Origin of the sequence: Sphingobium chungbukense (genome assembly GCF_001005725.1) — a bacterium.
GTDB lineage: Bacteria > Pseudomonadota > Alphaproteobacteria > Sphingomonadales > Sphingomonadaceae > Sphingobium > Sphingobium chungbukense.
This window is the reverse complement of record NZ_LBIC01000009.1, coordinates 367,327-387,812: the sequence shown is the minus strand read 5'-3', so window position 1 is coordinate 387,812 and position 20,486 is coordinate 367,327. Positions and strand designations below refer to the sequence as shown.

Below are 20,486 nucleotides of genomic sequence, written 5' to 3'. Positions count from 1 at the left end.
CCGGGGCGCACCAATGTTGAAAAGAATCCGTACCCAGGATGTCGAGCTGGGCATGTTTCTCCACAAGCTGGAAGGGTCATGGTTTTCCCATCCCTTCTGGAAGAGCAAGATATTGCTGGACGATGCCGAGCAGCTGGCGACGCTGAAGGCCAGCAAGGTCGAATGGGTCCAGATCGACATATCGCGCGGCGCGGACGTGAAGCCGAAGGACATGCCGCCGCCACCGCGCGCCGTGGCGACCCTGGATCAGCGCGACCGTCCCTTCGGCCGGGCCGGCGCGACCATCGCGCGGCGCGCTGCTCCCGCTCCGGCCAGCCGTCCCTTCGATCCGCTATCGAAGGAAAGGCTGTCGACCAAGGCCGAAATGGTCCACGCCAACCGCCTCGCCCGCAAGTCGGTACGCGCGATGCAGAAGATTTTCGACGATTCGCGCCTGGGCAACGCCATCAAGCTCAAGAAGCTGGAGCCGATGATCGATGAGATTTCCAGCTCCATCCAGCGCAATCCCCATGCCTTCATGGCGGTGACGCGCCTCAAGAACAGCAGCGAATATCTCTATCTCCACGCATTGTCGGTTTGCGCGCTGATGATCAGCCTGGCCCAGCAGCTTCGCCTCTCGGCAGAGGAAGTGCAGCAGGCCGGCCTTGCCGGATTGCTGATGGACGTGGGCATGGGCCATGTGCCGCAGGAAACCTGGGACAAGGACAGCCCGCTGACCCCCGAGGAATGGGAGGTGGTGAAGAGCCACACCACATTGGCGCATCAATTTCTGGCACTGGGCGGGGAGATGCCCGATGCCGTGCTGGACGTGTGCCTGCATCATCACGAACGGCTGGACGGCAGCGGCTATCCCCATGGCCTGAAGGGTGAGGAGATCGGCCTGTTCGCACGCATGGCGGCGATCTGCGACACCTATGACGCGATGACCTCCAACCGCATCCACCGCCATGGCGAAGACCCCTCCCGTGCCCTGTTGATGCTGGACGAGGCGCAGACGCTTTACGATCCTGAAATCTTCCATGCGTTCCAACAGGCCGTGGGCATCTATCCCATCGGGTCGCTGGTGCGGCTGCGTTCGCATCGTCTTGCCATCGTCGTCGAACAGAATAGGGACGATCTGACACTGCCCGTGGTCCGTCCCTTCTATTCACTGAACGACCGCAGCTTCCTGAAGGCGGAAGATATCGACCTCGCCCATTGCTTCGGCGCGGACCAGATCATCACACGCGAGACACCCGAGGGCTGGGATATGGCGGAATGGCCCACGCTCAGCGCCAAATTGCTGGCGGCGGCAGGTTGAACGGGCGGCCTTGCCGAACAGCCCCCGCAGGTAGATACAATCCGCATGATCGTGCCGAAGGTTCCCCAGACCGCGGCGGCCGTCGCGGTGCATTATGACGAACTCGATCTTGCCTATCGGCGGATCTGGGGCGAGCATGTGCATCATGGTTATTGGCGAACCGGCCGCGAAAGTCCGGCAGAGGCGACCGACGCCCTGGTCGCGCAAGTCGAGGCGCGGCTGGCGCTGGCACCCGGCCAGACGCTGTGCGACATAGGGTGCGGCTACGGCGCCACTGCCATTCGCATCGCGGCCCGGCATGATGTCGCCATTGTCGGCCTGACCCTCTCCGCCGCGCAAGAAAAGATCGCCAACGCCCGCCCATCCCCGCATTTCACCTGCCTTCGGCGAGACTGGCTGCACAACGACCTGCCCGGAGCGAGCTTCGACAGTGCCTATGCGATCGAAAGCTCCGAACATATGGTCGACAAGCCGCGTTTCTTCCGCGAAGCGGCCCGCATATTGCGTCCGGGCGGGCGGCTGGTCGTCTGCGCCTGGCTGGAGGGCGAAAAGCTTCGCCCATGGGAAATCCGGCATCTACTCGAACCCATTTGCCGTGAGGGACGGCTTCCGAGCATGGGCAGTCGCGCCGATTATGAAAAGCTCGCCACCGATGCCGGCCTTGCCTTGCTCGATTATGAGGATGCCAGCATCCGCGTTCGCCGTACCTGGACGATCTGCCTGCGGCGCTTCGCCCGAAGCCTGTTCAGCGACGCCGACCTGCGGCGACTGGCGCTCAGTCCCGGCATCCGCAATCGCGACTTCATCCTCAGCCTGCCGCGCCTGATCCTCGCGCTGCGTACAGGGGCGATGCGTTATGGCATCTTCGTCTGGGTCAAAGCTTAGCGTGCCCGCGTCCAGCGCCGCGATTGGCAGATGAAAAGCACGCACCCCGTCACCTTGAGCGACCCGTCCGGATTGAGCCCCAATGTCGCGCGATAGCTCCGTCCCGATTGGGGATCATAGGCTCGCCCGCCCTTCCAGACCGCGCCGTCCCGATTGAAACCCGACAGGGTGAGGAGACCCACGATCGGCTGCCCACGCAAGTGCGGATCGGGATTGTTGATGTCGGTGGCGGGTACGCCGGGTCCTTTGTCCAGCACGCGCACGATCCGCCCGCAAATATGCTCGCCGCAGGGCGCGATCTGCACCACGCCCTTTCGGTCGTCGGTCAACCAAAAGCCCTCGACGCCCGGCATCGGCGTCCCGGCGACAAGAAACAGAAATGCGGAAAAATATCCCATGGCATCACCTCTTCGCGTAGCGGAATATGCTATGAGGAAAGGGTAGAAGAGAGGGTATCATGGCCGACCTTTCGATCCGGTCCCGACAGGCAGAACAGATGGATGCGCCGGACCTCGACCCGGCCGTCTATGAGCGCGTGCTGCACGACCTCGCCAGGGTCAACCGCTGGACGTTCACCGCATGGCCGACCATCGCCTTTCTCAACCGCGCCGTCGGTTCGGCCCGGCGATTTCGCCTGCTCGACGTGGGTTTCGGCGATGGCGACATCCTCCGCGCCGTCGCCCGCTGGGCCAGAAAGCGCGGGATCGAGGCCGAACTGATCGGGGTCGACCTCAATGAGAAGAGCCTCGCCGCGGCCCGCCATGCGACCCCACCGGACCTTCGGATCGACTATCGCGCCGGGGACTATCTCGACCAGCCGGAGCGGTTCGATTTCATCATCTCCAGTCAGGTGACGCATCACATGACGGACGCGCAACTGATGACCTTCCTGCACCATATGGAGGCGAACGCGCGCATGGGCTGGCTGATCTGCGACCTGCATCGGCATGGTTTCGCTCATTGGGGCTTCCCGCTGCTCGCACGGCTGCTGCGCGTCCATCGGATCGTGCGTGAGGATGGCCAGCTCTCCATCGCCCGCGCCTTCCGCGCCGGCGACTGGGCGGTATTGTTGCCGCAAGCGGGCATCAGCCTGGACCAGGTGCGGATCGTGCGCCGCTTTTCCTTCCGCCTGTGCGTCGAGCGGATATGCGGGTAAGCTGCGCGGCCTGCACGCCCAGCGCCGGCATCCAGCGCAGCAACCGCATCAGCACGTCGCGGCCCACAGTCCCCTTCGCGCCATGGCGCAGAGCCTCCGCCACGGCCACCGGACGAAAATTCCGGCGATGCATCCGCCTTTGCCAGTCGGCCGCCGCTTCCGGCCCGTGATCGAGCAAAGCCTGCGCCGCGCTCACGCCGCTGTTCAGCGCCATGGCGATGCCGTCGCCCGCCAGCGAGGCGATCACCGCACCCTGGTCCCCGATACGAAAGATGCCGGGAGACGTCGTGCCCGTTCGCCAGCCATAGGGCACACCGGCGATCGCATCGAAATGCGGCGGGATTGCACCCTTCATCCGCTCGGCGAGACGGGGCGCCTCCACCATGATCTCCTTCATCAACCCCACCACGCCCGCTGCCAAGCGTTCGTGCGCGACGGCAAGGCACAAATTGGTCGTGCCGTCCTCCTGCAACAGCAGCCCCGCATAGCCCCGGTCGAACAGATGCAGTTCGATCGTACCGGCCAGATCACGCGAACGGCTCGCATCGACCGGCAATTGTGCCCGAAGCCCGGCGGAAGGGGTTTCCTTGCGCCCGTGAAGGTCGCGCGCAAGACCCCTCAACTCATGCTTGCCGGTCGCCAGCAACAAGGCCGCGCCGCTCCATTCTTCACCATCGTCGAAGCGGATGGACCGGCGAACCGGATCGGCCGCGCGCACCGTCCTGCCGCGCAGGAGAACCGCCCCGGCCTTCCCCGCCAACCCGATCAGTGCCTCATCCAGCACCCGGCGCGACAGACCTGCCGCACGATAGGGAAGCGCGAATTCGACACGATGCCCACCGGCAAACAGCCGCAGATACCCCACCGGCCGCGCGCCCAAGGCGAAGGCATCCACGCCCAGATCCCGCAACTCCGCCAGCGCATCCCAACCCAGAAAGCCACCGCAGACGCCGTCATGCGGCCCGGCATGCCGATCGACCAGATACGCCTCCACGCCCCCGCGCGCGAGCGTGATCGCGGCCGCCGCGCCGGCCGGCCCGCCGCCGACGATCAGCACCGGCACAGTCGAGGGGCCCTTGCCATGCATCATCCCATTCCTTCGAACCGGAATCCCTCTGCCGCCAGGCCCGGTCCGAACGCCAACGCCACGCCCTGCCGCGCATGCCCCAGCCTGTCCCCCAGAATGAACATCAGTGTGGAGGAGGACATGTTGCCGAATCGTGCTAGGACGCTTCGCGAGGATGCGAGCGCATCATTCCCGAGCCCCAGCCCATGCTCCACCGCATCCAGGATGGAGCGCCCGCCCGCATGCACCGCCCAATCCTGGATTTCCGCGGGATCATCGCTGCCCCACATCGCCCGGCGGATCGCGGGGACGCCCAGTGCCGTCTGAATGCGCCCCGGCACCTCGCCCGACAAATGCATTACAAAGCCGCTGTCACCGATTTCCCATCGGATCAGTTCCGCCGAATCTGTCAAATTGAAGGAAAAGGGCCGGTCGATCGCGATTCCGCTGCCTTCCGCCGTCACCAGGGCTGCCGCGGCGCCATCCGCGAACTGGAGCATCATCAGCAACCGCTCTATCTGTCGTTCCGGCTGGAAATGGAGCGACGACAGCTCGACCGTCACCACCAGCACCCGCGCCTCCGGTTCCGACCGGACGATATGCCGTGCCGTGCGCAGGGCTGCGACCGCCGCATAGCAGCCCATGAACCCCACCAACGTCCGCTCGACCCCCTGCAGCCCCAGCCGTTGCGCAATGATCTGATCTATTCCTGGCGCGACGAAGCCGGTGCAACTCGCCACGACCAGATGGCTGATCCGCTCGACCGCCACCTTCTCCTTCAGTCTTGCGACCGCTTCCAGCGCCAGGGCCGGCGCATGGTCGGCGTAGCACCGCATCCGCAGCGAGGTCGGCGGCATCGCCCCACTATAGAAACCGCCCGGATCGACCGGCGATCCCCCCTCCGCTGTCGGCGGCAGGACGCACCAGCGATGATCGATGCCGGATCGCTCCGCCATGCGCAGGAAAAGCTGCCTTTCGCGCGGGTTGTCCAACTGCCGGCCTGCCCATTGGATGAAGGAAGCATGCATGTCCTGCGCGGGGACGGCGCAGCCGATGGCATTGATGCAGGCGCGGACGTCGGTCATCGGGTCGACTTATCTCCTATTTCCCGGAAACGCCTCATGACAGGGCAATGATCCTTCCAGCCACTGGCTCGTGGAGTTTCAGTGCCTTGGCAAGCGCAAATGGTTCAAGGGGGATATGGAACTTACGCGATTATTCGGCGGGTTCGGATTCATTTTCCAAGCCAATTCCAGGCCAGAAATCCTGTTTCATACGCAAATACTATGCCCTGCCCTTTCTCCCTCTCTCGAATTCAAACGACCCACTGCTCTAATTGACGGGCGGCAGACGAAGCGTCCCGCATCCCGCGCGACACCCACGCCTGCGGGAGTTTTTGCATGCAGGACATTCTCTGGATCGGCCTGATCCTTATCCTGTTGGTGGCTAGCTTCAGCTATGTCGCCCTGTGCGACCGGGCTTGAGGAGGCTGGCCGCTATGACCATCGATCTCTGGCTCGCCGCTCTGACTGCGCTTGGCCTTCTCCTTTATCTGGTCGCCGTGCTCGCGCGGCCAGAACGATTTTAGAAAAGGCTGATCCATGACCTTTCAAGGATGGCTGCTGATCGCGGCTTTCACCGGCCTGTTGCTGGTTCTCGTCAAGCCCGTCGGCCTCTGGCTGTTCGCGCTCTATGAAGGGCGGCGAACGCCGCTTCATGCCGTGCTCGCTCCGGTCGAGCGGGGCTTCTACCGCCTTTCCGGCGTCGACCCGGAGGAGGAGCAGGGATGGCGCCGCTATGCCGTCCACATGCTTGTCTTCAACGCCGCTCTGCTGCTGCTCACCTATGCCCTGCTGCGGATGCAGGGACTGCTGCCGCTCAATCCGCTCGGCTATGGCGCGGTCGGCGAGCATCTCGCCTTCAACACGGCGGTCAGCTTCACCACCAACACCAATTGGCAGAGCTATGCCGGGGAATCGACCCTGTCGAACCTGAGCCAGATGCTGGCGCTGACGATCCATAATTTCCTGTCCGCCGCGACCGGCATCGCGCTCGCCTTCGCGCTGTTCCGCGGCTTCGCCCGGCGCAGCACGACCGGCATCGGCAATTTCTGGGCCGACATGACGCGAGTGACGCTCTATCTGCTGCTGCCGGTCTGCATCGTCTATGCGCTGTTCCTGATCGCCAGCGGCGTGCCGCAGACGCTGGCGGGATCGGTCGACCTCACCACACTGGAGGGGGCGAAGCAGACCCTTGCGCTCGGCCCGGTCGCCTCCCAGGAAGCGATCAAGATGCTGGGCACCAATGGCGGCGGCTTCTTCAACGCCAACAGCGCCCATCCGTTCGAGAACCCGACCGCGCTCACCAATTTCGTGCAGATGCTGTCGATCTTCCTGATAGGCTTCGGGTTGACATATTGCTTCGGCAAGGCGGTCGGCAATGTCCGCCAGGGCTGGGCGATCCTGGCGGCGATGCTCACCATCTTCCTGATCGGCGTCACCATGACCTACTGGCAGGAGGCGGCGGGCAACCCCGTCCTCCACCATCTGGGCGTCGCCGGCGGCAATATGGAAGGGAAGGAAGTCCGTTTCGGCATCGCCGCCTCTGCCCTGTTCTCGGTCGTCACCACGGCGGCGAGCTGCGGCGCGGTCAACGCCATGCATGACAGCTTCACCGCGCTGGGCGGCATGATCCCGCTCATCAACATCCAGCTGGGCGAGGTCGTGGTCGGCGGCGTGGGCGCGGGCATATACGGCTTCCTGCTGTTCGCTATCCTCGCAGTGTTCGTCGCGGGGCTGATGGTCGGACGCACGCCCGAATATGTCGGCAAGAAGATCGAGAGCCGCGAGGTCAAGCTCGCCGTGCTGGCGATCGCCGTGCTGCCGCTCATCATATTGGGCTTCACCGCCATCGCCTCGGTCCTGCCCGCAGGGTTGGCAGGCCCGCTCAACAAGGGGCCGCATGGGTTCAGCGAAATCCTCTACGCCTTCACCTCCGGCGTCGGCAATAACGGCTCCGCCTTCGCGGGGCTGACCGCCAACACCCCCTTCTACAACGGGATGCTGGGCGTCGCGATGTGGATCGGGCGGTTCTTCATCATCATTCCGATGCTGGCGATCGCGGGCAGCCTGGCGGCGAAGAAATACACCCCTGAAACCGCGGGTAGCTTCCCCACCACAGGGCCGCTCTGGACGGGCCTGCTGGTCGGCATCGTGCTGATCATCGGCGGCCTCACCTTCCTGCCCAGCCTCGCCCTTGGTCCTATCGCCGATCATCTCGCGATGATCAGTGGCCAGCTTTTCTAAGGATCACTGCACATGGCCCGATCCACTCGGAAATCGCTCTTCACCGCCGACCTGATCGTTCCCGCGATCGGCGACGCCTTCCGCAAACTCGATCCGCGCGAACTGATCCGCAATCCGGTGATGTTCACCACCGCCGTCGTCGCGACATTGCTGACTGTGCTGCTCGCGGTCGGACAGGACCAACTCGCAATCGGCTTCAAGCTGCAACTGGTGGTCTGGCTCTGGCTGACGGTGCTGTTCGGCACCTTTGCCGAGGCGCTGGCCGAAGGACGTGGCAAGGCGCAGGCCGCCTCGCTGCGCGCCACCAAAGCCGAGTTGTCCGCCAAGCGGCTGAAGGGCGACAGCTTCGAGACGGTGCCCGCCAGCGCGCTCAAAATGGGAGACGTGGTGCTGGTCGAAACCGGCGATCTCATCCCTTCCGATGGGGATGTCGTCGCGGGCGTCGCCTCGGTCAACGAAGCCGCCATCACCGGCGAATCCGCGCCGGTGATCCGCGAGGCCGGAGGCGACCGTTCGGCGGTGACGGCGGGCACGCGCGTCATCTCCGACCAGATCCGGGTGCGGGTGACGGTCAATCCGGGGCAGGGTTTCCTCGACCGCATGATCGCGCTGGTCGAGGGTGCGGAGCGACAGAAGACGCCCAATGAGATCGCTCTGACCCTGCTGCTGGTCGGCCTCACCATCATCTTCCTCATCGCGGTGGGCACCATTCCAGGCTTTGCCAGCTATGCGGGCGGCAGCGTGCCCGTGGCGATCCTTGCCGCACTGCTGATCACGCTGATCCCGACCACCATCGCAGCATTGCTTTCGGCCATCGGCATCGCGGGGATGGACCGGCTGGTACGCTTCAACGTGCTGGCGAAATCGGGTCGGGCCGTGGAGGCGGCGGGCGACATCGACACGCTGTTGCTCGACAAGACCGGCACCATCACGGTGGGCGATCGCCAGGCGACGGAGTTCCGTCCCGTCGGCACCACGTCGCAGGCCGAGCTGGCTGAAGCGGCATTGCTCGCCAGCCTGGCCGACGAAACGCCGGAGGGCCGATCCATCGTCCTGCTGGCCCGCGAGACATTCGGCCGGACCGCGACCGCTTTGCCCGAAGGCGCGGGAGTCATCCCCTTCACCGCCCAGACCCGCATCTCCGGCGTGCAATGGAACGGCGGCATCATCCAGAAAGGCGCGGTGGACAGCATATTGCGCGCCAATCCCGGCCTCGACAAGGAAGCACCGACGCAGGAACTGCGCCGCATCACGGACGAGATCGCCCGCGCCGGCGGCACGCCGCTGGCCGTGGCGAAGGATGGCAGGCTGCTCGGCGCGATATTCCTCAAGGATATCGTCAAGGCCGGAATCCGTGAACGTTTCGGAGAATTGCGGCGAATGGGGATTCGCACGGTGATGATCACCGGCGACAATCCATTGACCGCCGCCTCCATCGCGGCCGAGGCGGGAGTCGACGATTTCCTGGCCCAGGCGACCCCGGAGGACAAATTGGGCCTGATCCGCAAGGAGCAGCAGGGCGGGCGTCTGGTGGCCATGTGCGGCGACGGCACCAACGACGCGCCCGCCCTGGCACAGGCGGACGTGGGCGTCGCGATGAACACCGGCACGCAGGCGGCGCGCGAGGCGGGGAACATGGTCGATCTCGACAGCGATCCCACCAAGCTGATCGAGGTGGTGGGGCTGGGCAAGCAGTTGCTGATGACCCGCGGCGCGCTCACCACCTTTTCGGTCGCCAATGACGTCGCCAAATATTTCGCGATCATACCGGCCATGTTCGTAGCGCTCTATCCGGGGCTGAAGATACTCAACGTCATGGGCCTCGCCAGTCCGCAGAGCGCGATCCTGTCCGCCATCATCTTCAACGCGCTGATCATCCCCTGCCTGGTGCCGCTGGCGCTGCGAGGCGTCACCTACCGGCCGATCGGCGCCGGGCCGCTGCTGGCACGAAACCTCGCCATTTACGGGCTGGGCGGGCTGGTGGCGCCGTTCGCCGGGATCAAGATCATAGACCTGGCCGTGAATGGCTTGGGCTTGGCCTAAAACAGACAAAGGGCATGACGATGTTCAACGATCTCCAATCTTCTCTCCGGCCGGCGCTGGCGATGACCCTGCTCTTCGCGCTGTTGCTGGGCATCGCCTATCCGCTGGCGCTCACCGGCATCGGCCAGGCCATCTTCCCGTCCCAGGCCAATGGCAGCCTGATCGAGGATAATGGCAGACCCATCGGTTCGGCCCTGATCGGCCAAAGCTTCACGGCCGACCGCTATTTCCATCCCCGCCCGTCGGCGGCGGGCAAAGGTTATGACGGGCTCGCCTCCTCCGGTTCCAACCTTGGCCCCACCAGCAAGGCGCTGGCGGATCGCATCACCCAGGATGTCCAGGCCCTGCATTCACCCGGTCGCCCCGTTCCGTCCGATCTGGTGACAGCCTCCGCATCGGGACTCGATCCCCATATCAGTCCCGATGCGGCCTTTTTCCAGGTCGACCGGATCGCCAGGGCACGCGGCCTTGCCCCCGGCCGGGTTCGCGCGCTGGTCGATGAGGCGATCGAGCGGCCGATCCTCGGTTTCCTGGGGGAACCCCGCGTCAACGTCCTCGAAATCAATCGACGGCTGGATGGGATCGGCGCTAATCAGAGACGATGAACGAGCCGGACCGCCGCGATCCCGAAGCCTTTCTGCGCCAGGCGGCGCAGGAGGGCCGTGGCCGTCTCAAGATATTCCTCGGCGCGGCGCCGGGGGTCGGCAAGACCTATGAAATGCTGACCGACGGCATGCAACGGCTGAAATCCGGAATCGACGTGGTGGTGGGCGTGGTCGAGACGCATGGCCGCCGCGAAACCGAAGCGCTGCTCGCCGGCCATGAGGTCATTCCCCGGCGGGAAGTCGAGCATCAGGGCCATCGCCTCGCCGAAATGGATATCGACGCCATATTGGCCCGCCAACCTCAATTGGTGCTGGTCGACGAACTCGCCCATACGAACGCGCGCGGCAGCCGCCATCCCAAGCGCTATCAGGATGTGGAGGAACTGCTGGACGCCGGGATCGACGTCTATTCGACGGTCAATATCCAGCATGTCGAGAGCCTCAACGACATCGTCGCGTCCTTCACCCGCGTCCGGGTGCGTGAGACGGTGCCCGATTCCATCCTCGAAATGGCGGAAATCCAGGTGGTCGACCTGCCGCCCGGCGAGCTGATCGAGCGGCTGAAGGAGGGCAAGGTCTATATCCCCGCCGAAGCCAGCCGGGCGCTCAACCATTTCTTCTCCAGATCCAACCTGACCGCGCTCCGGGAAATGGCGCTGCGCCGCGCCGCACAGGCGGTCGACGCGCAGATGCTGGATTATGTCCGCGCCCATGCTCTGGCCGGCAGCTTCGCGGCGGGCGAGCGGATCGTCGTGGCGATCAGCGAGCTGCCGAGCGCGCAGGGGCTGGTCCGTGCCGCCAAGCGGCTGGCCGATGCGTTGAAGGCGCCGTGGACCGCCGTGCATATCGAAACCCGGCGCAGCCTGGCATTCACGGCGGAGGAGCGCGCCCATCTGGCCGATACGATGGCACTGGCGTCGCGGCTGGGCGCGACCACCGCGACCATCCCCGCGCCCGGCGTGGTCGAGGGGCTGCGCCAATATGCGACCGATGCCCGCGCCACCCAGATCGTGATCGGCAAGGCGGCGCGAAGCTGGTGGTTCGAACTGCGCCATGGATCGGTGGTGGACCGTCTCGTTCGCGATATGGGCGATGTCGCGATCCATGTCCTGCCCGGCGACGATAGAGGACATCCCCGCCGCGCCGCGTCCGCGACGGCCGGACCATGGGGCAAGCCCAGCGACTATCTCTGGTCGACGCTGATGATCGCGTTGATGACCGCTATCGGCAAGCTGCTGGTCCAGACCATCGCGCTTGGCAATATCGCGCTGCTCTATCTGGTGCCCGTGATGTTCGCCGCCGCCTCCTTCGGCCTGAGGGCCGGGCTGTTCGCGGGTCTGCTCTCCAGCCTGGCCTATAATTTCTTCTTCCTGCCGCCGACCGGCACGCTGACCGTCGCCAATCCGGAAAATGTCATCAGCATCCTCGTCCTGCTGGGCGTCGCCATCGTCACCAGCCAGTTCGCCGCCCGCGTCCGCGCCCAGGCCGACCTGGCCCATGGCAGCGCGCGCCAGAACGCGGCGCTCGCCGGTTTTTCCCGCCAGCTCACCGCTGCCGCCAGCCAGGACGAATTGATGCAGGCGATCTGCGGGGAAGTCGGCCGGCTGTTCGACGTGCGCACCGTGCTGCTGGTCCCTTCGCCCGACGGCCCGCAACTGCGCGCCGCGGTGCCGCCGGAGGACCGGCTGGAGCAGATCGAAAAGGCCGCCGCGCAATGGGCGATGGACAATGAACAGCCCGCCGGGCGCGGTTCCTCCACCCTCACCGCCTCCGACTGGTTGTTCCATCCGCTGCGCACGACACAGACGGGTCGGGGACGGGGCGTATTGGGCGTGTTGGGACTGGCGCGGGAGGATGCAGGCGAACCGTTGCGGTCGGACCAGGTGCCGCTGCTGATGAGCCTGCTCGACCAAGCGTCCATCGCCTTCGACCGCATGGCGCTGGAGGAGGAGATGCTGGACGCGCGCCAGATCCGCGAGCGCGACCGGCTGCGGTCCGCCCTGCTTTCCTCGGTCGGCCATGATCTGCGCACGCCGCTCACCACCATCATCTCGGCCGTGCACGAGCTGAAGCAGCAACACCCTTCCGAGCTTGCCGACACGGTCGAGGCGGAGGCGCAGCGGCTGACCCGCTTCGTCGCCAACCTGCTCGACATGGCGCGGGTGGAGGCGGGCGCGCTTCCCCTGAAGGTCGAACCGATCGACCTGTTCGATGCGGTCGCGGGGGCGGTGCACGACACCCGCCAGTCGCTGGCCGGGCACGAAGTCAGGGTCGATATCTTGCCCGACATACCGCTGGTCCGGGTCGATCCGACGCTGCTGCACCACATCCTCATCAACCTGCTCGACAATGCGGGGCGCTATGCCGAACCGGGCACGCCGGTCGTCATCAGCGGCCAGCGTCTGCCGGATGCCATCACCCTGTCGGTGATCGACGAAGGCCCCGGCATCCCGCCGGGCAGCGAGGCGCGCGTTTTCGACACCTTCACCCGCATGGAAGGATCGGACCGGGTCAAGCATGGGACGGGCCTTGGCCTCGCCATCGTCAAGGGCTTTGCCGAGGCGATGGGGCTCGGCGTATCGGCCGCCAACCAGACCGATCCGGCCGGTGCCTGCTTCACCCTGACCTTTCCGCAGATGCTGATCCTGGCTCCGCTCCCCGACGAGGACGTGACATGACCACCCCTTCATCCGGCCGCCACAAGGTCCTGATCATCGATGACGAACCGCAGATCCGCCGCCTGATCCACGCGGCGCTGACCCGTGCCGACTATGCCACGGTGGAGGCGGCCGACGCGCGCGAGGCGCTGGAGAAATTGCGGGAGGAGCGGCCGGATATCAGCCTGCTCGACCTGGGCCTGCCGGACCGCGACGGGCTGGAGCTGGTGCCGCTCATCAAGCAGCATTCGGACACCGGGCTGATCGTCATATCGGCGCGCGACGCGACCGAGCAGAAGGTGGCGGCGCTGGACCTGGGTGCGGACGATTATCTGACCAAGCCCTTCGACACCGACGAACTGCTCGCCCGCGTGCGCGTGGCGCTGCGCAACCGGATGACCAAGGATGGCGGCATGTCGGCGGTGCGGGCGGGCGATGTGACGATCGACCTGATGACGCGGATCGTCACCAAGGCGGGCAAGGAAGTGCATCTGACGCCGAAGGAATATGGCGTGCTGGTGCAACTGGCCAAATATCCGGGACGGGTGATCACCCACCAGCAGATCATGGCCAAGGTCTGGCCGAACGAGCATGAGCATCATGTCGAATATCTGCGCGTGCTGGTGCGCACGTTGCGGCAGAAGCTGGAGGACGATCCTCAACGGCCCCGGATCATCGCGAATGAATTGGGGATCGGATATCGGTTGAAGGAGGGGGATGGCGGGGAAACCGTGTCGCGCTTGGCGTAAACCGTCATTCCCGTGGAGACGGCAATGACGCGATAGGCTCGCCCCTTAAATTTCCACCTGCGATCCCAGTTCCACCACCCGGTTGGTCGGCAGCTTGAAGAAATCCATCGGCGTCACCGCATTGCGCATCATCCAGGCGAACAGCTTCTCCCGCCAGATCGCCATGCCGGGCTTCTCCGACGGGATCAGCGTCTGGCGGCTGAGGAAATAGCTGGTCTGGCTGATGGCGATGGGACCGCCGCAGCCTTCCACCGCCTTCATCGCAGCGGGGATGTCGACCTCCTCCATGAAGCCGTGGCGCAGCACCACGCGATAGAAGCCCTCGCCCAGATCGGTCACCTCGGAACGGCCGGCCAGCGGCAGGTGCGGCACGCCCTCCGTCCGCACGGTCAGGATGATGACGCGCTCGTGCAATATCTTGTTATGCTTCACATTGTGCAGCAGCGCGGGGGGCACGCCTTCGATCCGGGAATTGAGGAAGATCGCCGTTCCCGGCACGCGCTTCAGGGAACCGGAGACGGACCGGACGAACAGCTCCACCTCCATCGCCCCTTCCATCAGGTAGAAATTCATGATCTTGCGCCCGGTCGACCAGGTGGTGAGGACCAGGAACACCACCGCCGCCACCAGCAGCGGGAACCAGCCGCCATCGGGGATCTTGGTGGCGTTGGAGAGGAAATAGGCGCCGTCCACGGCCAGGAACAGCCCCGTCACCGCCCCCGCAAGCAACCGGTTCCAGCGCCATACGCTGAAGGTCAGCACCCCCATCATGCAAGTGGTGATGACCATGGTGCCCGTGACGGCGATGCCATAGGCCGCGGCCAGATTGCTCGACGACTGGAAACCCAGGACCAGCAGCACCACCAGGAACAGCAGCGCCCAGTTGACCAGCGGCACATAGATCTGCCCCTGCGCCGAGGCGCTGGTATGGGCGATCTTGAGCCGGGGCAGGAAGCCGAGCTGCACCGCCTGCTGCGTCACGGAAAAGGCGCCGGAAATCACAGCCTGGCTGGCTATGACCGTCGCGAGCGTGGCCAGGATCACCAGCGGCAGGCGCGCCCAGTCCGGTGCCAGCAGGAAGAAGGGATTTTCCGCCGCTTCGGGCAGGTCCAGCAGCAGCGCGCCCTGCCCCATATAGTTGAGCAGCAGGCAGGGGAAGGCGGCATAGAGCCAGGCGATGCTGATCGCCTTGCGCCCGAAATGCCCCATGTCCGCGTAGAGCGCCTCCGCCCCCGTCACCGCCAGCACGACGGAACCCAGCGCGAGGAAGGCGAGCTTCGCGTCGAGCGCGAAGAAATGCACCGCCCACATCGGGTTGACGATGGCGACGATCCCCGGATGCCGCAGGATATTGAGGATGCCCAGTGCCGCCAGGACCAGGAAATAGGCCGCCATGACCGGCCCGAACAGCGCGCCGACCCGCGCCGTGCCGTGCTTCTGGATCACGAACAGGCCGATCAGGATGATGATGGCGATCGGCAGGACAAAGGGCGCGAAACCGTCATTCACCGTCTCCAGCCCCTCAACCGCCGACAGGACGGACACGGCCGGCGTGATGATGGCATCGCCATAGAAGAGCGCAGCGGCCAGCACCCCCAATATGGCGATGGTCGGCGTCCAGCGGCTTTCCCCCAGCTTGCGGGAGATCATGGCCAGGAGCGCCATGCTGCCGCCTTCGCCATGATTGTCGGCGCGCATGATGATGAACACATATTTGACCGTGACGATCAGCGTCATCGTCCAGAAGACCAGCGAGAGCACGCCATAGATATGGGCCGGGTCGACCGCCAGCGGATGATGGCCGACGAAGCTTTCCTTCAGCGCATAGAGGGGTGACGTGCCGATATCGCCGAACACCACGCCGAGCGCGCCCAGCGCCAGCAGCGGCAGCTTTTCCTGCGAATGACCGTGGCTTGCCACGCCGCCTGCTCGATCCGTCATCCGTGCACTACCCGCTGTTATCGGACCCGCCCATCGCACAGAGCCGCATAGGTTTTCCAGTGCGGCTTTGGGCGATCGGCATAGGATTCGCATATGAATGACTGAAGATGTGGCCGAATCCTATGACATTTCAACGGAAACGGTCGGGTCCCGCTCTCGAGAAACTATGCAGGGATGCGTAATGGAACATCCTCCCGGAAAGGAGGATGTCGTCATGGCTCCCTGGTATGAACGGTGGACGGCGCAGATCGGGTTGCGGCTGGCGGGCCTGTTGCTGCTGGCTTCGGCCTGGCCCGAGGGCGGACTGCTGCGTCGCCTGGTCCTGCAAAATCCGGCGGCGGGCGTGGACGTGACCGAATTCCTGCTCGCCGCGCTGCTGTTCGTGAGCGCCAGCGCGGGCGCGGCGCTGATCGTGATGGGTCCGCTGCTGTGGAAGCCGGTGCAGCTTTCGGCCCGCTGGTCGAGTTCCGACGGGAAGGAGCGGACTTAGAACGGATTCCGATCTGATTGAATCAGATCGGCCGCTCTAAGTCTTTTATTTGCCGCGATTTCTTAACCGTCAGATGATGCCATCTGACTGGAAATCGCTCTAGCGTCCGGCGCGCGCACGGCCGATCGTCACGAACAATCCCCCTTCAGCCGCGAGCCGGGGAAGCCAGCCAAGCTGCGCCAGCATATCCTCCAGCCACCAGCCGTCCTCTTCCGGGTCGGTCAGCGCATGTTGCTCATCGGCCTGCCCGACCAGCGCGCCCGGAACGGAGCGGATATAGTCGATCCCCTGCCCCGCGAACCAGCGCCTGACCTCGGCCAGGCTGTGGCGATGTTCCTCGGGATGCCGATATTGGTCGCGCAGCCACGCCCGATGCCGGTCCGCTTGCCCGCTGCGTTCGGCCAGCACCCGGTCGCCGGGTGTCCAGCGCCCACCGCTGAGCCTCGCCGCCAGCCGCCGCGCCCGGTGCGGCAGGCGCGCATAAAGATTGTAAAGGCCGATGATCACCAGCCCGCCGGGCCGCGCCAGCCGGGCGACCGGGCCGAAAGCCGCGCAGGGGTCGGGCGTGTGATGCAGGACGCCCGAACAATAGACCACATCGAACGCCCCGGCGCGAAGACCGGGATGGTGGATGTCCGTTTCGACGAACTGGACCTGATCGATCCGCAGCCGCTTCGCCGCTGCCCGGCCCAGCGCAAGGGATGCGCGGCAGAGGTCTGCGGCGATCACTACGCGGTCTCCCCGGGCGAGGTAGAGGCCCATCTGGCCGGTGCCGCAGCCGACCTCCACGATCCGCGCGTCATAGGGGATCGCCGCGTCGAGCTGCCGCGCGAAGGGGCTGCGTCCGGCGCGGGCGCGCAGCCAGTCGATGCTGTCGCGCGGCGGATAGCCGGGGAAAGGCGACGCCATGTAGAAGCGCCGCACCTCTTCGGTCCGGTCGTCCGCGGGCAGGCGCAGGTCGGCGATGCCGTCCCGCATCGCATAGGTCGCCCGACAATCGCGACAACCCAGCCCCTCGTCCGCCGCATCGTCCAGCGGCCCGCCGCAGCGAGGGCAGGCGAGCAGGGACAGCGCATGGGCATCCATCGCTAGAAGATCGAATAGATGAAGGGCGCCAGCGCCTCCACCCCGGCGGCCAGCGTCAGGATGACGCCCAGCGAGCAGAGGAAGACCACCAGCGGGATCATCCACCGCCGCCCGCCCGATGCGTGCCAGAGCCCCCGCACCAGATCGGCGACCGTGGCCGATGCGCTGCCGGCGATGATGAGCTGACGCCGCAGGCGTCCCTTGCGCCGGATCATGCCATGACCTCCATGCGTTGCGCCTGCCGCGCCCGGTCGCGGCGGACGACGACATCATCCGCGACCAGCAGGTCCATGCCCGCGCGGCGGAAGGTCGAATAGCCTTCCGCCGCGCTGGTCACGATCGGATCGCCGGCGATGTTGAACGATGTGTTGAGCAGGACGGGGATGCCGTGGCAGCGGCTATAGGCGCCGAGCAGCCGGTGGAGGCGCGGTGCCATGGCAGCTTCCAACACCTGCACGCGGGCGGTGCCGTCGACATGGGTGACGGCGCGCAGCCTGTCCCGCCATTCCGGCCGCACCGGAAAGACGCCGGACATGAAGCGGCCCAGCCGGGCGCCGCCGGGGGGCAATTCGAAAAAGGTCGCAGCCTGTTCCACCGGCACCACGGGCGCGAAGGGGCGGAAGGATTCCCGGAACTTGATATCGCGGTTGATCCGGTCGCGCATCGCCGCGTCGCCCGGATCGGCCAATATGCTGCGATGGCCAAGCGCCCGCGGACCGAATTCCACCGCGCCCTCCATCCAACCGACGACGGCGCCCCGCCCGATGGCGTCCGCCACATTGTCGATCATGTCCGCTTCCGCCGCCCGCTCGAACGCCAGCCCGTCCTCGGCAGCAAGGCGGGCCAGATCGTCGGGTTCAACGGCCGGTCCCCAGAAGGGATGATCCGGACAGTCGCGATGCGGCTGGCCGAAGAGGATGCGATCGGCCCAGAGCGCCGCGCCCAGCGCGCAGCCCGCATCGCCGGGCGCGGACGGCACGAACAGCCGTTCGAACCCGGCTTCGCGCAGGATGCGGGCATTGGCGACGCCGTTCAGCGCCACCCCGCCGCCCAGGCAGAGATCGGCCAGGCCGGTCTCCTTCCGAAAGGCCGTGGCGATATCGACGATCACCTCCTCCAGCACCCTCTGGGCGCTGGCCGCGACGTCGGCATAGTGCCGGCCCTGCGCCGTGCCGGGGTCGATCGGCTCGAAACGGTCGCGGGGCGGACCGAACAGGTCGACGAAGCGTCGCGAATAGGCGGCGTCGACCGCCCGGTGATAGTCGAAATAGCCGAGGTCGAGGGAGAAAGCCCCATCGGGCGTCCGCCGCAATATCCGCCGTACCTCGTCGGCAAAGCGCGGCGCGCCATAGGCGGCAAGGCCCATCACCTTATATTCGCCCTCATTGACCGGAAACCCCAGCCAGGCGGTGAAGGCCGAATAGAAGAGGCCGAGCGAATGGGGAAAGCGGACCTCGCGCAACAGACGGATGTCGACCGGGCCGCCTGGACGCTTGCTGCCCTGCCCGACCGTCAGCGTCGCCCATTCGCCCACGCCGTCGGCGGTCAGGATCGCCGCCTCTTCCGTCGGCGCGGTCAGGAAGGCGGCGGCCGCATGGGAGAGATGATGGTCGGTGAAATGCACCCGCCTGGCGGGAATGCCGAGCTGCGCGCTGACGATGCCGCGCACCCACAGCTTTTCCCCGACCATGTTCTTCATCGCCTTGGGAAAGATGCGCCAGCTTTGCGGGAAACCACGCAACAGGGTCATCAGCACCCGGTCGAACTTGAGTGCGGGCCGTTCATAGAAGATCGCCGCGTCCAGCGCCTCCGGCTCCAACCCCGCCTGGTCGAGGCACCATTCGATCGCGCGCATCGGGAAAGTCGGATCGTTCTTGGACCGCGAAAGCCGTTCCTCCTGCACGGCGGCGACCGGCAGGCCGTCGATCGTCAGGGCGGCTGCGGCGTCATGATAGAAGGCGGAGATGCCGAGGATCTTCATCAATATTGCCCTCCTCCCGCGCGCCCTTCCGCCCGGTCGTGCTCGGGGCAGTCGCGCCAGCCCGCCGCCTCCTTCCGCGCGGCCCGCTTCGCCACCCAGGCAAAGGGCGGCAGCAGCAGGAAATAAAGCAGCGTCAGGATCAGCCGGGAAATCATGTCGGCCAGGATCAGCGCCAGCCGCAAATAAGCCCGCCAGAAACGCCGCAGCCGCGCGACCCACAGGGCTCTGCGCGCATCGGGCGCGAGACGGGTGAGTTCGGCACGCGAATAGCGCATGTGCCCCTCCTCATCGCGGGCGATCCGGTCGATCACCGCACGCGTTTCCGGATCATGGTCCAGCACCGCGCCATAGGCGGCGAAGGCCTGGGATGCGGCCCGTTCCGACAGATGAATGAAGGCCAGCAGCGCGGCGATGCTCTCCCTTTCCACCTCGAGCCGGTCGAAACCGCGTTCGCCGGGGATAAGGCCGTCGCCCAGCCCATGTTCGGGACCGGGATCGGCCAGCATCCGCCGCAGCGCCAGCCCGCGCGCGCGGAACAGGGCGGCATGGCGCACCTCGTCCCGTGCATGGGCAAAGAGGCGCCGCCGCAACAATGGATCGTCCGTCATCTCCGCCGCGCGGAAGAGATCGCGGGCGCCCTGCGCCTCCACCTCCGCAAATTGCAGCAGCTTGCGCGCCCGGCGGCGCGGGTCGGCCCAGACCAGCCGGTCGATCGGGACCCGCCAGCCCGTCACCGCACGACGATCCGTCCGGTCATGCCGAACATGCTGTGCATGAAATGGGTGCAGCGTATCTTGTAGCTGCCCGGCGAGGGTGCGATCAGGTGGATGTCGACGCTTTCCCCGCCGCCAAGGTCGACGCGCCCGCCGCTGACCTTATCCGCATCCTCCGGCTTGATCCGCGCCTGGGCGAAAAATTCCTTGCTCGCAAAATCATGGCCGCCCGACGAACCGTTCACGATATGCAGCGTGTAGGGCACCCCATGGTCCAGCAGGATGTCCGACGGATCGAATTTGAAGCTGGACAGGTGGATCGTCAGCAGGCGCGCGCTGCGCCAGTCATCGGTGGATTGCGCCCCGACCGACGATGCCAGGGTGAACATGGCCAGCAGTGGAAAGGCGAATCGCAGAAAGGGTCTCGAACGGGACATGCCCTGCCTCCTCTGTCATCGGGGATGAGTGGCGGGGCCCGGCCCATCCGGTTCACCGGGCTCGGGAAAAAA

General features: G+C 65.8%; 19 protein-coding genes. 10 read left to right on the top strand and 9 right to left on the bottom strand.

Annotation, left to right across the window (positions count from 1 at the left end; translation table 11 throughout):
* The first annotated feature begins 13 nt into the window (after positions 1-13).
* Both YP76_RS19720 and YP76_RS19715 read left to right on the top strand, forming a co-directional pair.
* The gene (locus YP76_RS19720) at positions 14-1,300 is read left to right on the top strand and encodes an HD-GYP domain-containing protein (RefSeq protein ID WP_046765266.1); all 1,287 of its coding nucleotides are present in this window, start codon (positions 14-16) and stop codon (positions 1,298-1,300) included.
* Between the two features lie 45 nt (positions 1,301-1,345).
* Positions 1,346-2,185, top strand: a complete 840-nt coding sequence (locus YP76_RS19715) for a class I SAM-dependent methyltransferase (RefSeq protein WP_046765265.1) — start codon at positions 1,346-1,348, stop codon at positions 2,183-2,185.
* On the opposite strand, the gene YP76_RS19710 is transcribed toward YP76_RS19715, so the two are convergent.
* Positions 2,182-2,583 (bottom strand): DUF2147 domain-containing protein, encoded by a 402-nt coding sequence (locus YP76_RS19710; protein ID WP_046765264.1) that lies wholly within the window; start codon positions 2,581-2,583, stop codon positions 2,182-2,184. The genes YP76_RS19715 and YP76_RS19710 overlap by 4 nt on opposite strands.
* A gap of 59 nt (positions 2,584-2,642) precedes the next feature.
* Here YP76_RS19710 and YP76_RS19705 point away from each other — a divergent pair, with 59 nt between their 5' ends.
* Positions 2,643-3,341 carry a methyltransferase domain-containing protein gene (locus YP76_RS19705; protein WP_046765263.1) on the top strand — a complete coding sequence of 233 codons (699 nt, stop codon included), beginning with the start codon at positions 2,643-2,645 and terminating at the stop codon, positions 3,339-3,341.
* On the opposite strand, the gene YP76_RS19700 is transcribed toward YP76_RS19705, so the two are convergent.
* Entirely contained in the window at positions 3,271-4,428 is a 1,158-nt protein-coding gene (locus YP76_RS19700; RefSeq protein WP_046765262.1) for an NAD(P)/FAD-dependent oxidoreductase, read from the bottom strand. The two genes, YP76_RS19705 and YP76_RS19700, sit on opposite strands and share 71 nt — an antisense overlap.
* A complete protein-coding gene (locus YP76_RS19695) occupies positions 4,428-5,492 on the bottom strand; it encodes a type III polyketide synthase (protein WP_046765261.1) in 1,065 nt (354 codons plus the stop codon). The genes YP76_RS19700 and YP76_RS19695 overlap by 1 nt, the downstream gene beginning before the upstream one ends.
* Positions 5,493-5,905: 413 nt before the next feature.
* Between YP76_RS19695 and YP76_RS19690 the strand changes: the two genes are divergently transcribed.
* Genes YP76_RS19690 through YP76_RS19665 form a run of 6 tightly spaced genes read left to right on the top strand, consistent with a single transcriptional unit; the run spans position 5,906 to position 13,766 of the window.
* Complete coding sequence (locus YP76_RS19690) at positions 5,906-5,995, top strand: potassium-transporting ATPase subunit F (protein WP_046765260.1); 90 nt, start codon at positions 5,906-5,908, stop codon at positions 5,993-5,995.
* Between the two features lie 13 nt (positions 5,996-6,008).
* Positions 6,009-7,712, top strand: a complete 1,704-nt coding sequence (gene kdpA, locus YP76_RS19685; RefSeq protein ID WP_046765259.1) for a potassium-transporting ATPase subunit KdpA — start codon at positions 6,009-6,011, stop codon at positions 7,710-7,712.
* A 12-nt stretch (positions 7,713-7,724) separates the two neighbouring features.
* Complete coding sequence (gene kdpB / locus YP76_RS19680) at positions 7,725-9,755, top strand: potassium-transporting ATPase subunit KdpB (protein WP_046765258.1); 2,031 nt, start codon at positions 7,725-7,727, stop codon at positions 9,753-9,755.
* A gap of 20 nt (positions 9,756-9,775) precedes the next feature.
* Positions 9,776-10,360 carry a potassium-transporting ATPase subunit KdpC gene (kdpC, locus tag YP76_RS19675; protein WP_046765347.1) on the top strand — a complete coding sequence of 195 codons (585 nt, stop codon included), beginning with the start codon at positions 9,776-9,778 and terminating at the stop codon, positions 10,358-10,360.
* Positions 10,357-13,038, top strand: coding sequence for a sensor histidine kinase (locus YP76_RS19670; protein ID WP_046765257.1), 2,682 nt, complete (start codon positions 10,357-10,359; stop codon positions 13,036-13,038). Before kdpC ends, YP76_RS19670 begins: the two co-directional genes overlap by 4 nt.
* Positions 13,035-13,766, top strand: a complete 732-nt coding sequence (locus YP76_RS19665; protein WP_046765256.1) for a response regulator transcription factor — start codon at positions 13,035-13,037, stop codon at positions 13,764-13,766. The genes YP76_RS19670 and YP76_RS19665 overlap by 4 nt, the downstream gene beginning before the upstream one ends.
* Positions 13,767-13,811: 45 nt before the next feature.
* Here YP76_RS19665 and YP76_RS19660 read toward each other — a convergent pair whose 3' ends face one another.
* Entirely contained in the window at positions 13,812-15,707 is a 1,896-nt protein-coding gene (locus YP76_RS19660; RefSeq protein WP_046765255.1) for a potassium transporter Kup, read from the bottom strand.
* A gap of 214 nt (positions 15,708-15,921) precedes the next feature.
* On the opposite strand from YP76_RS19660, the gene YP76_RS19655 reads away from it, so the two are divergent.
* Positions 15,922-16,197, top strand: coding sequence for a hypothetical protein (locus YP76_RS19655; RefSeq protein WP_046765346.1), 276 nt, complete (start codon positions 15,922-15,924; stop codon positions 16,195-16,197).
* A gap of 99 nt (positions 16,198-16,296) precedes the next feature.
* Here the strand turns inward: YP76_RS19655 and YP76_RS19650 are convergent, their stop codons facing one another.
* From YP76_RS19650 to YP76_RS19630, 5 genes are read right to left on the bottom strand one after another with little or no spacing between them, the layout of a single operon-like run.
* Complete coding sequence (locus YP76_RS19650) at positions 16,297-17,283, bottom strand: methyltransferase domain-containing protein (protein ID WP_046765254.1); 987 nt, start codon at positions 17,281-17,283, stop codon at positions 16,297-16,299.
* A 2-nt stretch (positions 17,284-17,285) separates the two neighbouring features.
* Positions 17,286-17,498, bottom strand: coding sequence for a DUF5989 family protein (locus YP76_RS19645; RefSeq protein WP_046765253.1), 213 nt, complete (start codon positions 17,496-17,498; stop codon positions 17,286-17,288).
* Positions 17,495-19,264, bottom strand: coding sequence for a carbamoyltransferase family protein (locus YP76_RS19640; protein WP_046765252.1), 1,770 nt, complete (start codon positions 19,262-19,264; stop codon positions 17,495-17,497). Before YP76_RS19640 ends, YP76_RS19645 begins: the two co-directional genes overlap by 4 nt.
* Positions 19,264-19,998, bottom strand: coding sequence for a ferritin-like domain-containing protein (locus YP76_RS19635; protein WP_046765251.1), 735 nt, complete (start codon positions 19,996-19,998; stop codon positions 19,264-19,266). The genes YP76_RS19640 and YP76_RS19635 overlap by 1 nt, the downstream gene beginning before the upstream one ends.
* Positions 19,995-20,414, bottom strand: a complete 420-nt coding sequence (locus YP76_RS19630; protein WP_052757506.1) for a cupredoxin domain-containing protein — start codon at positions 20,412-20,414, stop codon at positions 19,995-19,997. The genes YP76_RS19635 and YP76_RS19630 overlap by 4 nt, the downstream gene beginning before the upstream one ends.
* Between the last annotated feature and the right edge of the window lie 72 nt (positions 20,415-20,486).

What these genes read in the sequence shown, in the direction of transcription:
- YP76_RS19720 (WP_046765266.1), top strand. Translation starts at nt 14, where the DNA reads ATGTTGAAAAGAATCCGTACCCAGGATGTCGAGCTGGGCATGTTTCTC.
- YP76_RS19715 (WP_046765265.1), top strand. Translation starts at nt 1,346, where the DNA reads ATGATCGTGCCGAAGGTTCCCCAGACCGCGGCGGCCGTCGCGGTGCAT.
- YP76_RS19710 (WP_046765264.1), bottom strand. Translation starts at nt 2,583, where the DNA reads ATGGGATATTTTTCCGCATTTCTGTTTCTTGTCGCCGGGACGCCGATG.
- YP76_RS19705 (WP_046765263.1), top strand. Translation starts at nt 2,643, where the DNA reads ATGGCCGACCTTTCGATCCGGTCCCGACAGGCAGAACAGATGGATGCG.
- YP76_RS19700 (WP_046765262.1), bottom strand. Translation starts at nt 4,428, where the DNA reads ATGCATGGCAAGGGCCCCTCGACTGTGCCGGTGCTGATCGTCGGCGGC.
- YP76_RS19695 (WP_046765261.1), bottom strand. Translation starts at nt 5,492, where the DNA reads ATGACCGACGTCCGCGCCTGCATCAATGCCATCGGCTGCGCCGTCCCC.
- YP76_RS19690 (WP_046765260.1), top strand. Translation starts at nt 5,906, where the DNA reads ATGACCATCGATCTCTGGCTCGCCGCTCTGACTGCGCTTGGCCTTCTC.
- kdpA (WP_046765259.1), top strand. Translation starts at nt 6,009, where the DNA reads ATGACCTTTCAAGGATGGCTGCTGATCGCGGCTTTCACCGGCCTGTTG.
- kdpB (WP_046765258.1), top strand. Translation starts at nt 7,725, where the DNA reads ATGGCCCGATCCACTCGGAAATCGCTCTTCACCGCCGACCTGATCGTT.
- kdpC (WP_046765347.1), top strand. Translation starts at nt 9,776, where the DNA reads ATGTTCAACGATCTCCAATCTTCTCTCCGGCCGGCGCTGGCGATGACC.
- YP76_RS19670 (WP_046765257.1), top strand. Translation starts at nt 10,357, where the DNA reads ATGAACGAGCCGGACCGCCGCGATCCCGAAGCCTTTCTGCGCCAGGCG.
- YP76_RS19665 (WP_046765256.1), top strand. Translation starts at nt 13,035, where the DNA reads ATGACCACCCCTTCATCCGGCCGCCACAAGGTCCTGATCATCGATGAC.
- YP76_RS19660 (WP_046765255.1), bottom strand. Translation starts at nt 15,707, where the DNA reads ATGACGGATCGAGCAGGCGGCGTGGCAAGCCACGGTCATTCGCAGGAA.
- YP76_RS19655 (WP_046765346.1), top strand. Translation starts at nt 15,922, where the DNA reads ATGGCTCCCTGGTATGAACGGTGGACGGCGCAGATCGGGTTGCGGCTG.
- YP76_RS19650 (WP_046765254.1), bottom strand. Translation starts at nt 17,283, where the DNA reads ATGGATGCCCATGCGCTGTCCCTGCTCGCCTGCCCTCGCTGCGGCGGG.
- YP76_RS19645 (WP_046765253.1), bottom strand. Translation starts at nt 17,498, where the DNA reads ATGATCCGGCGCAAGGGACGCCTGCGGCGTCAGCTCATCATCGCCGGC.
- YP76_RS19640 (WP_046765252.1), bottom strand. Translation starts at nt 19,264, where the DNA reads ATGAAGATCCTCGGCATCTCCGCCTTCTATCATGACGCCGCAGCCGCC.
- YP76_RS19630 (WP_052757506.1), bottom strand. Translation starts at nt 20,414, where the DNA reads ATGTCCCGTTCGAGACCCTTTCTGCGATTCGCCTTTCCACTGCTGGCC.